Genomic DNA, 15,184 nt, shown 5'->3' with positions numbered 1-15,184 from the left:
GCGCCGCCCGTTGCGTGCTGTAGCCTCTGATTTGCGCATGGCCGTTCTGAAACCGATTCCCGGTTTCGGGACCGTGCGCTAGGATTCCATCATGACAACGCTTTCCGCCGAACGCGAAATCGAACATCTGATGACGCTGCATCCGAAAGGCTTCGACCTTTCGCTGGACCGTGTCACGCGGCTTCTCGAGCGCCTCGGCAATCCGCAGGACCGGCTGCCGCCGGTCATCCACATCGCCGGCACCAACGGCAAGGGCTCCTGCGCCGCCTTCTCGCGCGCGCTGCTGGAGGCGGCCGGCCATCTCGTTCACGTCCACACCTCGCCGCATCTGGTGAACTGGCACGAACGCTACCGGCTGGCGGACGAAGGCGGCGGCAAGCTCGTCGATGACGATATCTTCGCCGAGGCCATCGCGCGTGTCGCCGAGGCCAATGGCGGCCAGAAGATCACCGTCTTCGAGATCCTCACCGCCGTCACCTTCATCCTGTTTTCGGAGCACCCGGCGGAGGCGGCGATCATCGAGGTCGGCCTCGGCGGCCGCTTCGACGCCACCAATGTCATCAAGCGGCCGGCGGTTTCGGTGATCATGCCGATCTCGATGGACCACGAGGCCTATCTCGGCGACCGCGTCGAGCTGATCGCCGCCGAAAAGGCCGGCATCATGAAGCACGGCTGCCCGGTGGTGATTGGCGCCCAGGAAAGCGACACCGCGCTTCAGGTGCTGATCGAGACGGCCGAGCGGCTGGATTGCCCGACCGTGGTCTATGGCCAGGATTTCCTCGCTTTCGAGGAGAATGGCCGTATGGTCTATCAGGACGGGGACGGGCTGATGGACCTGCCCTCGCCGCGCCTGCCGGGGCGCCATCAATACGCCAACGCCGCGGCGGCGATCGCCGCCGTCAAGGCGGCCGGCTTCGAGATCGGCCACCGCGCCGCCGAGCGGGCGATGACCCAAGTCGCCTGGCCGGCACGCATGCAGAAGCTGACGCAGGGCAAGCTCGTCGACCTGGCGCCGAAGGGCGCCGAGATCTGGCTGGACGGCGGCCACAATCCAGGCGCCGGCATCGTCATCGCCGAGGCGCTGGCCGAGCAGGAGGAAAAGAACCCGAGGCCGCTGGTCCTGATCTCCGGCATGATCAACACCAAGGACCAGACGGGCTATTTCAGCGCCTTCAAGGGGCTGGCCCGCCATGTCTATACCGTGCCGGTGAACAACAGCGACGCCGGCGTGCCGAATGACGAGCTGGCCCTGCGTGCCGAAGAGGCCGGGCTGTCGGCCGAGCCGGTCAGCTCCGTCGCCAGCGCGCTGATGCTGTTGCGTGACAGTTGGGACGGCCCGGCGCCGCGCATCCTGATCGGCGGCTCGCTCTATTTCGCCGGCGCCGTGCTGGCCGAGAACGGCACGCCGCCGACCTGAAGCGATCAGCATGGCGCATTGGATTTCGGCGGGGGTCGAAAGGAACCGGCCATGATCAAGGTGAAGCAGCTTGCCCATGTCTGCATCTTCGCGCATGACTTGGAGGAGACGCGCCGCTTCTATCGTGACGTGCTCGGCATGGACACGCGGTTCAATTTCCTGCGTGACGGCAAGATCTTCGGCTTCTACCTCGATTGCAGTGGCCGCAGCCACGTCGAGGTGTTCGAGAAAAGTGAAGCCAGCTACAGCGACGCAAACCAGATCAACCACTTCTGCCTTGAGGTGGAAGACATCGATGCGGCGATCGTTCACATCCGGTCGAAAGGCGTCGCGGTGACGCCAAAGAAGCTTGCCTGCGACGACACGTTCCAGGCCTGGATCGCCGATCCCAACGGCGTGAAGATCGAGCTGTTCGAATACACCGCCAAGAGCGCGCAATTCGCTGGCGGCGACCGCATCGCCGACTGGTGATGGAGCTATGCGTCGCCGGCGTGAGCAATTGAACTTAGACGGCAAGATGCATCGCGGCGGGCAGCGCCAGCGAGAGCCCTGACAGGAAAAGCAGAACAAAGACGATCTTTCGCATCATCCCTTGCGACAATGACGGTGGCCAGCGGCGCGCGGCATAGGTCATCAGCATTACGGCCGGTATGGCGAGGACGAGCGCGACTGGCGACATGGTCGGGAGGTTGCCGCTTGCCATCACCAGGATAAGCCGGACCACCTGCGCGGCGCCGAAGGCGGTGACGAGCGTTTCACGGACACGTATGTGCGCCATTGGCTGGCGAAAGAGATGATAAACGAGCGGTGGGCCGCCGGTCGCAAACAGCCCACTCATCAGGCCCGAAACGACACCGAAGCCGACGAAACTCGCATCCGACGACCGTTTTGCCAAGCCGGCGGGCCTGATGGCCAGTTGCAGGCTGGACACCATGATGACCAGGCCTAGTCCGATCTTCAACAGGTCGGCCCGCGTGTCCGCCAGCCATTCCAACAGGGCATACCCCAAGAGCAGCGAAGGCAGGCTTGCCACCAGGATAAGCCGCAGCTCCCCGCGCGCAATCTCGCGCCAGCCGCCTTGGATCAGCATCTGCGTGGCGTTGACCAGGGTCAGCATGCCGACCATTGCGGCTGCGTCGGGCAGCGGCAGCAAGCCGACAAGCGTAATCGCGCCCATCATCACCAGGCCGAAGGCGAAGCCTGTCAGGGTCTGGACATATGCGGCCACCGCCGCAAAACCGGCAAAGGCGAGGAGAGATGCTACAGTCACGACATCCCGCACGGGGCCGAAATGGAACCGTGCAAGCCGGCAACCACGGCCGGCCTACTTCAGCTCGATCTCGATGAAAGCATACTCGCCGTCATTGGCGTTGATGACGTCATGCTCGACGCCTTCCCGCCGGAAATAGGGCGCGCCTTGCTTCATTTCGGCAAAGGACTCGCCGTCCTTGGTCACCAGCTTCACCTTGCCGTCCATCAGCGGCACGACGACATAGTCGTGGCCATGGCGGTGCCAGCCGGTGTTGGCGCCGGGCGCGAAGCGGTATTCGGTGACGATGACGCGCTCGTTGTCGACGTGCACTGTGGCCTTGGCTGTTCCGGTCATGGCGCTCTCCTTTTTTCTGAAGCAGAGAGTATGACGTGCCTGCGTGCGAGGGCCAGAGCGCATCGAGCCATGACGCCAAAGAAAAGCCCGGCGCGATTGGCCGGGCTTGTTCTTGAACCTTTCGGATTGGCTCAGGCGAGGCTGCCGTTGATCCAGTGCGACAGCGCGGTCTTCGGCGCGGCGCCCACCTTCATGTCGGCCACTTCGCCACCCTTGAAGATCATCAGCGTCGGGATCGAGCGCACGCCGTACTGCGCGGCTAGCTCGGGGTTCTCGTCGATGTTGAGCTTGGCGACCTTGATCTTCGCGCCGAGCTCCTTGGCGATGTCTTCCAGCGCCGGGGCGATCATCTTGCAGGGGCCGCACCATTCCGCCCAGAAATCCACCACGACCGGCTCCTTGGCGTTGAGCACATCGGCCTGGAAATTGCTCGTGTCGACCTTGACGGTGGCCATGCTGAAATCCTTTCGAAAACTCGGGTTGCACCAAATGTGGTGGCTATGGCGGCGATGTTCAAGCAGTTCTTGTGTCACGCTGCCGTGAGTCGGGCAAGGGCGTCGTCCATGGCCGCAGCCGGCAGCTCGATCAGCCCCGGCGCCTCAGTGAACAGCAGCGCGGCCGTTACTTCGCGGCCCGGATAGAGCGGCTGGAGCAGCGCCCGGTAAAGCGCAAGCTGCAGCACATAGGCGGGCGGCACTTCGGCCAGACTCGTGGGCGCCGGGCGATTGGTCTTGTAGTCGACGATTGAAACCTTTTCCGGTGTGACGGCCAGCCGGTCGATCTTGCCGGAGATCGAGCGCAGCTTGCCTTTCACCTCCAGGCTGCCCATGACGGCGACCTCGGCGCGCGAGGACGACGAGAACAGCGTGCCGAAGCGGTCGTCGGACAGAATCGACAGCACCGCTTCCAGCGCCCGGTCGCGCTCGCTTTCCGGCCAATCGACACCGGCGCGTGCCAGATAGCGCTCCGCCGCGCCCGGCCTTTCATCTGAGGCGATCCCGGGCAGCATCTGCAGCAATTTGTGCAGGGTCAGGCCGCGCATCACCGCAAAGCCGGGCTCGGCGGCGGCATCGAGCACCGGCGAGCGTGTGTCGGGCGCGGCATCTTTCGCCTCGTCGATCAGCGCCGAGGCGCCGGAAGGCGAAAGCGGCCGCGGCAGCTCCTCATAGGGCGGCAGCGGCCGGAACAGGCCGTCCGGCAATGGCGCGGTATGCTCGAACAACCCCGCCTTGTCGACGCCGGTCAGCGCCACCGGCGGCAATTTGGTCATGTGGAAGCGGTGCACGGCCACATCGTTCGTTGCCGGATGCCGGCGCTCCTCGCTTTCCGGCGCACCAAGCAACGCGCGGCTGACGATCGAATGCCACGTGCCGGGGCTGGGCTGACGCTTGCCGTGATAGCCGCAGACGATCAGCCGGTCCTCGGCGCGCGTCATGCCGACATAGAGCAGCCGTCGGTATTCGTCGTCCGCCAGTTCGCGCGCCCGGATCGAAGCCGCCTTTGAGACGCCATTGGCGACATCGCTGGCCGAGCGCCACAGATAGCCCTTGCCCTTCCAGTGCGCGCCCGAGCCCTCGAACGGCATCAGCCGCGGCAGATGCTGGTCGCTGAACGGCGCCGAGCCGCCGTCGACCAGGAAAACCACCGGCGCCTCCAGGCCCTTGGCGGCGTGCACGGTCATGACGCGGACCTCGTCGCGCGTCTGGTCCATCTCGCGCTTGATCTCGGGACCGGCATTTTCCAGCGTCGACAGGAAGGACTCCAGCCCCGGCAGGCCAGTGCGTTCCTCGGCCAGGCAGAAACTCAGGAATTCGTCCAGGATATCGCCGGCTTCGGGCCCCAGCCGCGCCGTCATCTTGCGGCGCAGGCCGTCACGCGCCAGCACCGCGGCATAGAATTCGAACACCGGCTTGAACGCCACTTCGCTCGCCCAGGCGTCGAGCCGGCTAACGACAGCGGTGAGCGCGACATCTTCCGCCGCATGGTGCCGCAGCGAAGCGATCAGCGACTGGCCTTTCGGCCTCGAGCCAGCGAGTGCCAGCAACGTCTCCTCGGAGACCTCGAAGATCGGACTGCGCAGCACCGCGGCCAACGAAAGATCGTCTTCCGGCTGGATCAGGAAATGTCCAAGCGCGATCAGGTCCTGGATGGCTATATGGCCGGGCAGGCTCAGCCTGTCGGCGCCGGCAACCGGGATTTGCCGGTTCTTCAGGCTGCGCGACAGCGCATGGACGAAGCGGTCGCGCTTGCGCACCAGGACGAGGATGTCGCCGGCGGTCAGTTTCCTGCCCTTGCCTTCGATCACCTCGCCGCTGCGCAGCCAGGTCTGGATGGTCGCGGCCACATGCTCGGCCACGCGCACGGCAGGCGCGCTGGCATGGTTGACCGGCAAGGTCCAATCGTCGGGCTCCTCGACCATTTCGGCGCCGATCGACGGCCACACCTCGACATAGCCCGGCGCATCGTTGCGGATCGCCTTGTGGCTCAGCGGATCGGGATCGTGGCTGATGCCGCGCCTTACACCCGGTTCTGCGAAGACGCGGTCGACCGCGGCAAGCACATCGTCGCTCGAACGGAATGACCAGGTGAGCTTGAGATTGGCGAAGGCGGCTTCGGCGCCGCGCACGCGGCCGGCGAACAACAGCCGGCTTTCGGCGAAGGAATCGGGTGCTGCTCCCTGGAAGGAGTAGATCGACTGCTTCTCGTCGCCGACGGCAAAGACAGTTCGGCGCACCGCTTCGCGCTGGCCAAGCCCGGCAAAGAATTCTTCCGTCAGCTTCTTCACCACCTCCCATTGGTCGGGGCTGGTGTCCTGCGCCTCGTCGAGCAGGATGTGGTCGATGCCCTGGTCGAGCTTGAACTGCACCCACGGTCCGGCATCCGGCCGCGACAAGAGACCGACCGTGCGTGTGATCAGATCGTTGAAGTCGAGAAAACCCCGCCCGCGCTTCAACTGCTCATAGCGCGCGATCAGCCAGCCGGCGACGGTGAGCGCCGCCGCTGTCCCTTCCAGCATGCGGAACAGCGCCAGCCGGTCGGTTACCTCGAGGATCGCCTTGGCCGCGGCCAGATAGCGATCGGCCAAGTCCGGCAGCCGGTCGACCAGCGCCTTCCTGAAGATTTTGGGAGGATCGTAAGGGTCGCCGTCCGCACGCAGGAATGCTTTGGCGAGCAGGCGCATCCGCCGGATCGGATCGGCCTCGGTAAAGGCGCTCTGCGCATAAGGCAGCACATTGTTCAACACCTGCCGCGCGTCGGCGGTTTCGGCTGCCTGCGCGAATTCGGCGAATTGGCCGGGGGCGAAGCCAGGCAGCGGCCACAGCGAAGCGGCGATGCCCTCGGCCGTCTGTCCGGGCCTGAAACCGAATTCGGCGAACAACGGCCGGAAATCCCGATCCCTGCCGAGCTTGGCGATGAAATCGCGCAATTCGTCGCGCTTGCCGACGATTTCGCCAAGCAGCGTGTCGAGCCCGAACTCGCCGCCGCGTTCCAGCACGGTGGCGAAGGCCTCCGCCAGGCCTTCGACGCCGGCGCCCGCCCCCGAAATCATGTCGCGGCGGGCGTCGCCAAACAGTGAGGCCTCCATCTGCGGATCGAGCATCTCGAAATGCGCCGGGATATTGGCTTCGAGCGGAAACTGGTGCAGCACCGATTCGCAGAAGGCGTGGATGGTCTGGATCTTCAGCCCGCCCGGCGTCTCGAGCGCCTCGGCGAACAATCGGCGCGCGCGTCGCATCGTGTCGCGGTCGGCGCCTCGGCCGTCCAGCGCCGCGATCCTGACCGCCAGCTCCGCATCGGGCAGCGCCGTCCATTCCGACAGGGTCGAGAACACGCGGTTCGACATGTTGGCGGCGGCGGCCCGCGTATAGGTGAGGCACAGGATCTTCGATGGGTCGGTGCCGTTGAGCAGGAGCCGGATGACGCGCTGCGCCAGCACATGCGTCTTGCCCGAGCCGGCATTTGCCGACACCCAGGCGGAATAGGCCGGATCTGAGGCGCGCGCCTGGCTGGCCGCGGTATCGGAGGGGATCGGATATTTCATCCGTCGGCCTCGTCTTCGCTGGCGCCGCCGGCCGACCATTCCAGCACGCGCGCCAGATGGTCGTAGTCGCCGTCGGCTTCGCCCTCGCGGAATGGCAGGGCGCGCGACAGATAGCCGGCGGTCGGGTCGGCATAATGGAAAAGCAGCCTCTCCAGCCGCGCCCAGGCTTCCTCGGAAAGGTCGTTGGCGGTACGGGGCTTGCGGTTGTATTCGAGGATCGATTCCTCGAACACCTCGCCATTCGGTTTCAGCCGCACGAAGGCGAGTTGCGAGGGCTCGCGAATGCCGAGTTCCTTGAAGGCACCGCGTCTCAGCAGCGCGCCCTCCAACGCAAGCTGCGGCGACAGCAGCGTGTGCGCCTGCGCTTTCGAGGGTGAGGAGCCGGTCTTGTAGTCGAGGATGTCGGCCATGCCGCCGGCAAGCAGGTCGACGCGGTCGGCATAGCCGGAAAGCGTCACGCCGGTGCGGCCGACCACTGTCTTCTCCGCGCGTTCCTCGGCATAGCGCTTCGCCACCGCATCGGCGCGGCCATGCTCCCATTCGATGATGTTTTCGGCGAGCTTTTCGAAGCGCGGCCACCAGATCGCCTCGATATCCGACGGAAGCTTTGCCTCGGCAAAGCAGGCACGACCCGCTTCGATGAGGCTTTGCAGCGCGTTTGGTGCCCCGGGGTTTTCGACGCGGCGCGAAAACAAATGCAGGATTTCGTGGAACAATGTGCCGCGTTCGGCGGCGCCCGGATCGCGGATAAGCGGCTCCAGCGGCATCAGGCCGAGGATGCGCCGTGCGTAGACCGCGTAGGGGTCGCGGCGCAGCGTCTCGATCTCGGTGACCGAGAAATGCTGCGGGCGCATGCTGAGCGGCGGCTTCGGCTGCGGGCGGGGGGCAAAATCCTTCTTCTCGCCGGCATCGAGCGCGCGCGCCCAGGCAAGCAGCGCGTCGCCGCGCCCGCGAAGTGCTGCCGTCGGCTCCTTGCCGATGAAGGTCAGGATGCGCTGCAGCCAGCGCGACGGCACCCCCGGCGCGTCGCCCGAACGTGCCGACCGCGTCAGCACCACTTCGCTCGCGCCCATCGCCATCTGGAAATCATGCGCGGCAAGGCCAATGCGCCGTTCCGGCGGTTCGAGGTCGATGCCGGTCTTCATCAGCCGCGACATGAAGCGGTCGCTCTCGGGTTTGCGCGGCCAGACACCTTCATTGAGCCCGCCGATGACCAGCGTGTCGACGTTCTGCAATCGGGCTTCCAGCGCGCCCCAGATGGCGATGTTGCGGTCGGTGCCTTGCGCCGGCTTCACCGTCTCCGGCGCGATCAGTGCTTCCATCACGTCGGGCCATTCCGAAGCGGCGAAGGTGAAGGGCGAGGACGCCGCCACCAGTCCGCGCAACAGCTCGGCGAGTTTTTCGCCGGCGTCGCCGGCATAGAGTTCCGCCAGACCGCCATCGGCCGCGCGGCCCAGATCCTCCAGCGCGACAACGCTCGCGCGCGTCAGCGTCGCGATGTCGGCGTCCTTCTCGTCGCGCATCGCGGTGAGCGGCAGCAGCGCCTTGGTAAGTCGGCTAAGCATTTCTTGCGCCTGCTCGATGCCGCGTACGGTCAGGCGCGAAAACCAGAAAGGCTGCCTGGTGTCGCCGCTCAGCTCCGCAAGTCGTGTCTCGAAAAGCGCGCCGAGCGAGGCGACATCGGGCCGGCCCGTGCCGCCGCGCAGCGCCACCAGCTCGACGAGCTCGGCCGCCTTGCGCACGCTCCGGCGTTCGAGATTGAGTCCAAGCAGTGGATGCTTGAGCAATGACAGGAGGCTTACCGGATCGCCGGGCCGGAAGGCGGCGCTCAGCGCGAGCCTGATCAGGCTGGCGGCAGGCGTGTTGACGAGCGGCGCACCGCCGGAATCGTCGGCGACAACACCGAAGCGCAGAAGCTCGGCCGAAACCCGCCGCGCCAGCGCCCGGTCGCCGGTGACGAGCGCCGCGCGCTTGCCTGGGATCTCCACCGCGCGCTTCAACGCGATGGCGATTGCCGCCGCCTCATCGCGTTCATTCGCCGCTTCCACCAGCGTCACGCCGGCAAGCGCCTGTTCGATATCGTGCGCCGTGAAGCGCGGCCGCGTCTCGGTCCAGTACTCGGTGGTTTCGGCCGGCCGCAGCGCCTCGCCGACAAGGGCGGCGCGTAACGCAAGCGGCGGTGGCGCGGCGACGATATCCTCGACGTCGCGGCGCGAAATGCCAATGCCGCCGATCAGCTTGGCGAGGCCGTATTGCGGGTGGCCGAGCGTTGCCGGGCGCGCGCCGGGCGCCGTGATCGCCGCGAAGGATGCGTCGTCCAGCTCGCGGTCGAGCCCAGGCAGCACGACCGCGCCGTTGGGCAGGCCGGCGATGACGCCAAGCAGTTCGGCGGTGGCGGGAATCGAGCCGGTCGAGCCGGCGGCGATGACGGGCCCGGCCGGCGGATTGCGCTTCAGCCGCGCCGCCTCCAGCCGGATCAGCGCGCTGCGATGCGCGGCAGGATTGGAACGGTCGCGCTCCTTGAGCAGTTCCGGCCAGTTGTCGGTGACGATGCCGAGGAAATCGAGCGTCACCTGCCACCAGCCGGCGAGGTTGCCGGTCACCAGCGTCGCGAGCTTCGCCCAGTCCGTGCCTTCGGTCTCGATCTCGTCCATCAGCCGGGCGAGGTCGCGCGCCAGCCAGATGGCGTCGGCGGCCGAGGTCGGCACGACGAATTCCTCGTTGAACCGCTCTCTTACATGCGCCGGCAGGCTTTCCTTCCAGGCGCGCACCAGCGGCGCCAGCAACAACAGCCGCTCCTGCGCGGCGATCGGCGGTGCGAGCTCGATGGCCGGCGCCGCTTCGGCGTCGAAGGCGGCCTCGTCCTCGTCAAACTCGCCGAGCGGCCGCACCGTCGGCAGGATGGCCGAGCGTCTGCCGAGCATATCGACGAAGGCGCCGCGCAACGCACGCGCCGCACGGCGCGTCGGCACATAGATGGTGGCGTCGGCGAGCGCCAGCGGATCGCCGTCGAAGCGGAAGCCGGGGATCAGGCGTCCATCGAGCAACGCTCCAGCCAGCGTCGGCAGGAACGGCGCTCCGGACGGGATGGAAAGGACGCGGCGCGCGCCGCTCATACCGCATTAGATCGCCGTGCGCCCGTTTGGGCGCACAAAGGACGATCTAACCCTTTGACTCTACGCATCGTGCTTTCCGAAAATCGGAGGCGATTTTCGGGCCGATGCGGATGCGAGCGCGCCGGCCACGGCTGCCTCGGCGGCTGGAATGGCGTCCGGGGTGCCGACGGTGATCCAGCTTCCGTTCATCTTCATGCCGAACAGGCGGCCGGCGGCGATCGCCTTGTCGAAATAGATGTTGAGCGAATGCGAGCCTGTGGGAGCATCCTTGAAGATACGCGGATGGATGATCGCAGCACCTGCATAGATCAGGCCCGTCGGATCACCCTTTGAGCGCCTGAGCGCGCCGTCATGCGCGATCAGGAAATCGGTGCCAACGCAGTGCCCGGTCGCTGAGTCGAGATCGGTAAGCATCAGCAGAATATCCATTCTGGCGGCGTCCCATGCAAGGGCAAGGCGCTCGAGGCTGGGTTGGCCGCTGTCGATCCAGAACGTATCGGCGTTGATGATGTAGAAGGGCTCGCTGCCCAAAAGCGGCAGCGCCTTGACGATGCCGCCAGCCGATTCCAGCAGCGCCTCGCGCTCGTCGGAGATGACGATCTTCGGTGCGCGCCTATGGGCGACATGGGCGACGATCTGCTCGGGCAGGTAGTGGACATTGACGACGGCCTTGGCGACGCCGGCGGCTTCCAAACTATCCAGCCCCCAGTCGAGCAAGGTCTTGCCGGCGATCTTCACCAGCGGCTTCGGCATCGAATCGGTAATCGGCCGCATGCGCTTGCCGAGCCCGGCCGCCAGCACCATCGCCGTCGTCGGCTTCATGGGACCCGTTCCTCGAGCAGGCCGTGGGCCATGTAGAAATCCTTCAGGCCAGCCAGCGCCGGATGCGCCAGCGCCCGCCTCAGATAGTCGCGGATGCGCGGCAGGTGCTTCAGATAGTAAGGCTTGCCGTCGCGCTTTTCGAGCCGCACGAAGATGCCGAGGATCTTCGAATTGCGCTGCGCCGCCATGATCGCATAGGCCTCGGCGAAGCCGGCCTCGTCGAGAGCGCCGGCGGTGCGCCGCGCCGCGACATAGGCCGCGACCGTCCGCCGCTCGATCTCGGGCGGGACGGTGACGCGCGCATCCATGGCCAAGGAGGCGACGTCATAGGCCGCCGGCCCGATCAGCGCGTCCTGCACATCGACGATGCCGAGCCGGTCGAGGCCGGAACGCTCCGCGCGCCAGATGATGTTGGGCGAATGGAAATCGCGCAGCATCAGCGTGTATTCGCTGCCTGCCAGGCGATCGAGAAGCGCGTTCCATACCTTGTGATAGCCTGCCCGCAACTCGTCGTTTGCCGGTTCGCTGGTGATCCATGGCACATACCAGTCGACCAAAAGGTCGGCCTCGATCAGCATGGCTTCCCGGTCGAAAGACGGCACGTCGTGGAATACGCCCGGCGCCGCTTCCATGCGCGTGGGCCAGGTCTTGCCGTGCATCATGGCCAGCAACTCGGCCGCCGCCTCGTAGCGTTGGGCGATGGGCTGGCCGTCGTGACCGAGGAAACCTTCCGAGCCGAGATGCTCGATGAGCAGAAAACCCTGGTCGAGATCCTGAGCATGGATCGCCGGCACGCTGACGCCGGCCGCAAGCAGCGCCCGGTCGATGGCGACGAAGGCGGTGACGGACTGGGCCGTATGGGCGATCACCGCATAGGGCTTGCCGTCGCGCACGGGCGGCCCGAGCACGAGGCGCGGCGAGTTCATCAGCACGCGCGACGCCTTGCCGGGCAGCGAGACGATCTCATAGGAGCGGGCGGAGGCGTCGCCGACGAAATGGCGGCGGCTGGCTTCGCCCCATCCGGCCGAGGCCAGGAAATCGCGCATCGCCAGCGATCGCGCCACGCGATCATAGACCGGCCCGTTTCCGGACAGCCTTGCCACGCGGCCCTCGCCATGTTCGGCAAGATCGACCCACAGCGCGCCTGCCGGCAACCGGTCTCCGGCCCGTTCCGGCCATTCGATGAGCGCCGTGCCCTGCGTCAGCGCGTCGTCGAGCCCGAGCTCATCGAGCTCGTCCGGTGAGGAGAGGCGGTAGAGATCGAAATGATGCACCGGAACGCGCGCCTCGTAGCTCTGCACCAGCGTGAAGGTCGGGCTGGGCACTTCGAGGCCGCTATCGTCGGCGAGCGCCCGGATCAGCGCGCGGGCCAGCGTCGACTTGCCGGCGCCGAGATCGCCTTTCAGCGCGATCGCGTCGCCGGCGCGCAATGCCATGGCGAGGTCCTCGCCAAGCCTTGCCGTTGCCGCCTCGTCGGCGAGAAAACGCTCCAGCGCCATCCCTGTCATATAGGCCGCGCTACTCGGCCGCGTCGCGGATGCCCGCCGGCGTATCCGGGATTCCGGAAGGCTTGTCCGGGAAGGTGCAGATGACGGTCGTGCCCCTGTCCTGGCCGGTCTCGATGCGCACGGTTCCGCCATGCAATTCGACGAAGCTCTTGACGATCGAGAGTCCAAGCCCGGCGCCGCGCCGCCGTCCGCCATTGGCGCGTGGCTCGAAGCGGCGGAAGACCGATTCCAGCACGTCCGGCGGCATGCCCGGGCCGTCGTCATGCACCGAGAACTCGACGCTGTCGGCCAAGCGGCGGCAGGTCAGCCGGATCGTGCTTGCCTCCGGCGCGTAGTTCGCCGCGTTGCTGAGCAGGTTGTAGAGGATCTGGCGAATGCGGGTCTCGTCGCCATGGAAGCTCGTCGGCGCCTCGGCCGCGTCGATCGTGAGCTTGATCCGGTGCTCGTCCAGCCGGTCGGCGACCAGTTCGGCGGCCGCGGCGATCGTCCGGTCGATGTTCATTTCGGAGATGTCGAGCTGCATGATGCCGGCATCGACGGTGGCCAGGTCGAGGATATCGTTGACGATGGTGAGCAGCACCGAGGACGACGAGCCGACATGCTCGACATATTCGCGCTGTTTCGGCGTCAGCGGCCCGGTCGCGGGCAGCGACAGAAGCTCGGTGAAGCCGATGATGTTGGTCAGCGGCGAGCGCAGTTCATAGGACACGTGCTGCACAAATTCGTTCTTCAGCTGGTCGGATTTCTCCAGCGCCTCGTTCCTGTCCTTCAGCGCCCGTTCGACATTGACGGTGTCGGTGACGTCGACGAAGGTGATCATCACCTGGCCGTTGGGCAGGTGGATCACCGCGTAGCTCAGCACTGTGCCGTTGACGAGCTCGATCTGGCCGCGGCGGTCGCGGCGCTCGTCGTCGAAGCCGGTGACCGCGGCGACGAAGCCGCCCCACGGGCTGTTCGCGGCGCGCTGGTCGCAAAAGTCGCGGATCGCCGAGACATGGACTTTCGGCTTGACTGCTTCCACCGTCAGCCCCCACAGCGCGACGAAGGCCGGATTGGACAGGCGCAGCCGGCCGTCCGGACCGAACACGACCACGCCTTCGGCGAGGTTGTCCAGCGTCTCGCCCTGCACGCGCACGGCGGTCTGGTAGCGGCTTTCGAGATCCATCTTCTCGGTCAGGTTCTCGAACACCCAGGTGACGCCGCCCTTCGGCTGCGGGTTCGCCACGACGCGGATCGTCTTGCCGTCCGGCAGATGCCACCAATGCTCCTGCGATTCGACGGCGCGATAGGCGCTGAGCAGGTTTTCCTTCCAGCGCCGCCATTCGGGCTGCTCGGCGATCCTGCCTTCGCTGCGCAGCCTGTCGAGCAGCAACGTGTTGGAGGGAGCGCTGAGCAGGAAACCCGAGTCGAGGCTCCACAGCTTCTGAAAGGCCTGGTTGAAGAAGCGCAGCTTTTCCTCGGTGTCGAAGATCGCTACCGCTGTGTTCAACTGGTCGAGCGTGTCGGCATGGCTGCGCACGGTCCGCTCATATTCGGCGCGGATCGTCTCGGCGGCACTGGTGTCGCAGGCAAGTCCCGCCGAACCGTCGGCGCCGGCGAAATCGGTGACCGCGAACATGCGGCGGTCGCCCTCGATCACGGTGGAAAGCGTCTGCTCGAAGACCGGGCGCGACTTGTGCTGCTCGGCGATCTGCTCGCGCGCCTGGCCGCCGAGGAATTCCTTCGCGTCGCGCACGGCCGCGGCCGCGCTTTCCGCCTCCACCGCTTCGGCATAGGCGCGGTTGACCCATTGCAATCGCCCGTCCGCGCCGCGCAGCCACGCCGGCATCTTCAACGCGTCAAGCAGGCCGACCATGGTGTCGTAGTCGGCGCTGAGCCGCTGGTTCTCGATCTTCAGCCTGGCCTGGTTGCGCAGCGTCTCCGACAGCGAGACGAAGCGCACCAGCACATGCGCCGCGCTCTTGCGGCCATGCACCTCCAGCGGCACGCCGGCCTGCGTTTCGATGACGAGATCGAAGGCCCTAGCCTGTTCGCGCAGCGCCGCAACCGCGTGCTCCAGCGCCGCCGCCGAGCGCGGCATCAGCCAGCGGCCGAAGGCGAGGAAAGCGGGCCTGTCGTCGGGCGCGCCGCTTTCCAGCGGCAGGCTGCCGATGAGTTCGGGTTTCTTGTTGTCCGTGGTCCACACCACCAGGCGCTGGTCGCGCAGGTTGAGCAGCGCCTCGGAGCGCTGCAGCGCCGCGTTGACGTCCGCGATGCGGGCCCTGAGCTGTAGATTCTGCGAGGCGGTGCGTGCGCGCTCGCGGATCAGGAAGATGGCCGAGACGAGTGCGGCGCCCATGACGCCGACGAACATGGCGAGCTGCATGACCTCGACGGTGCTGACCGGCGCCGCGGCCTTTCCCGGAATGCCTGTCTCGGCGTGGGCGGCAAAGGCGAGCAACGGGCCGGCAAGCGCCGAGGTGGCAAGCAGCGACGCCAGCCGCAAGCCGGCACGAAAACCGCCGCCGCTCACGGCGGGGCCGGCCTCGTTCGAATCCTCATGGCCGCCGGAAACGGCCTTTCCCGCGCTTGGCGGGTAATCCCCCGGCATGTCTTGGTCCTCTTCGCCGCTTGAATGCAAGACCGCCCTGAATGCGTCCCCGGCCCAACATGTCCCCGAGCCGCGAATCACAA

General features: G+C 66.5%; 10 protein-coding genes. 2 read left to right on the top strand and 8 right to left on the bottom strand.

The annotated features are described in order from the left end of the window. The first annotated feature begins 91 nt into the window (after positions 1–91). Together FJ417_RS07760 and FJ417_RS07755 are read left to right on the top strand one after the other, a co-directional pair. Positions 92–1,417, top strand: coding sequence for a folylpolyglutamate synthase/dihydrofolate synthase family protein (locus FJ417_RS07760; RefSeq protein ID WP_140641780.1), 1,326 nt, complete (start codon positions 92–94; stop codon positions 1,415–1,417). Positions 1,418–1,468: 51 nt separating this feature from the next. Continuing rightward, positions 1,469–1,888 carry a VOC family protein gene (locus FJ417_RS07755; protein WP_140641778.1) on the top strand — a complete coding sequence of 140 codons (420 nt, stop codon included), beginning with the start codon at positions 1,469–1,471 and terminating at the stop codon, positions 1,886–1,888. A gap of 34 nt (positions 1,889–1,922) precedes the next feature. On the opposite strand, the gene FJ417_RS07750 is transcribed toward FJ417_RS07755, so the two are convergent. The 8 genes from FJ417_RS07750 to FJ417_RS07715 all read right to left on the bottom strand — a co-directional run bounded on the left by FJ417_RS07750 (position 1,923) and on the right by FJ417_RS07715 (position 15,101). Continuing rightward, the gene (locus tag FJ417_RS07750) at positions 1,923–2,687 is read right to left on the bottom strand and encodes a TSUP family transporter (protein ID WP_140783051.1); all 765 of its coding nucleotides are present in this window, start codon (positions 2,685–2,687) and stop codon (positions 1,923–1,925) included. A gap of 54 nt (positions 2,688–2,741) precedes the next feature. Further along, on the bottom strand, positions 2,742–3,023 hold the full coding sequence (locus FJ417_RS07745; protein WP_027166948.1) for a cupin domain-containing protein: 282 nt from the start codon (positions 3,021–3,023) through the stop codon (positions 2,742–2,744). 131 nt (positions 3,024–3,154) lie between these two features. Continuing rightward, on the bottom strand, positions 3,155–3,478 hold the full coding sequence (trxA, locus tag FJ417_RS07740; RefSeq protein WP_140674250.1) for a thioredoxin: 324 nt from the start codon (positions 3,476–3,478) through the stop codon (positions 3,155–3,157). A 74-nt stretch (positions 3,479–3,552) separates the two neighbouring features. After that, on the bottom strand, positions 3,553–7,065 hold the full coding sequence (gene addA / locus FJ417_RS07735) for a double-strand break repair helicase AddA (RefSeq protein ID WP_140783050.1): 3,513 nt from the start codon (positions 7,063–7,065) through the stop codon (positions 3,553–3,555). Continuing rightward, positions 7,062–10,181 carry a double-strand break repair protein AddB gene (gene addB, locus FJ417_RS07730; RefSeq protein ID WP_140783049.1) on the bottom strand — a complete coding sequence of 1,040 codons (3,120 nt, stop codon included), beginning with the start codon at positions 10,179–10,181 and terminating at the stop codon, positions 7,062–7,064. The genes addA and addB overlap by 4 nt, the downstream gene beginning before the upstream one ends. Before the next feature lie 60 nt (positions 10,182–10,241). Further along, positions 10,242–11,003 carry a nucleotidyltransferase family protein gene (locus FJ417_RS07725; protein WP_140783048.1) on the bottom strand — a complete coding sequence of 254 codons (762 nt, stop codon included), beginning with the start codon at positions 11,001–11,003 and terminating at the stop codon, positions 10,242–10,244. Then, positions 11,000–12,511 carry a tRNA (adenosine(37)-N6)-threonylcarbamoyltransferase complex ATPase subunit type 1 TsaE gene (tsaE, locus tag FJ417_RS07720; RefSeq protein WP_140783047.1) on the bottom strand — a complete coding sequence of 504 codons (1,512 nt, stop codon included), beginning with the start codon at positions 12,509–12,511 and terminating at the stop codon, positions 11,000–11,002. Before tsaE ends, FJ417_RS07725 begins: the two co-directional genes overlap by 4 nt. 10 nt (positions 12,512–12,521) lie before the next feature. Then, entirely contained in the window at positions 12,522–15,101 is a 2,580-nt protein-coding gene (locus FJ417_RS07715) for a PAS domain-containing sensor histidine kinase (protein WP_140783046.1), read from the bottom strand. Between the last annotated feature and the right edge of the window lie 83 nt (positions 15,102–15,184).

Source organism: Mesorhizobium sp. B3-1-7 (genome assembly GCF_006439385.1).
In the GTDB taxonomy this organism is placed as follows: Bacteria; Pseudomonadota; Alphaproteobacteria; order Rhizobiales; family Rhizobiaceae; genus Mesorhizobium.
This window is presented reverse-complemented; position numbering and strand designations above follow the sequence as displayed.

Bases quoted from the DNA above. Each gene is read 5' to 3' on its own strand.
- FJ417_RS07755 (WP_140641778.1), top strand. From the start codon at position 1,469: ATGATCAAGGTGAAGCAGCTTGCCCATGTCTGCATCTTCGCGCATGAC.
- FJ417_RS07745 (WP_027166948.1), bottom strand. From the start codon at position 3,023: ATGACCGGAACAGCCAAGGCCACAGTGCACGTCGACAACGAGCGCGTC.
- addB (WP_140783049.1), bottom strand. From the start codon at position 10,181: ATGAGCGGCGCGCGCCGCGTCCTTTCCATCCCGTCCGGAGCGCCGTTC.
- FJ417_RS07725 (WP_140783048.1), bottom strand. From the start codon at position 11,003: ATGAAGCCGACGACGGCGATGGTGCTGGCGGCCGGGCTCGGCAAGCGC.
- addA (WP_140783050.1), bottom strand. From the start codon at position 7,065: ATGAAATATCCGATCCCCTCCGATACCGCGGCCAGCCAGGCGCGCGCC.
- FJ417_RS07760 (WP_140641780.1), top strand. From the start codon at position 92: ATGACAACGCTTTCCGCCGAACGCGAAATCGAACATCTGATGACGCTG.
- tsaE (WP_140783047.1), bottom strand. From the start codon at position 12,511: ATGACAGGGATGGCGCTGGAGCGTTTTCTCGCCGACGAGGCGGCAACG.
- FJ417_RS07715 (WP_140783046.1), bottom strand. From the start codon at position 15,101: ATGCCGGGGGATTACCCGCCAAGCGCGGGAAAGGCCGTTTCCGGCGGC.
- trxA (WP_140674250.1), bottom strand. From the start codon at position 3,478: ATGGCCACCGTCAAGGTCGACACGAGCAATTTCCAGGCCGATGTGCTC.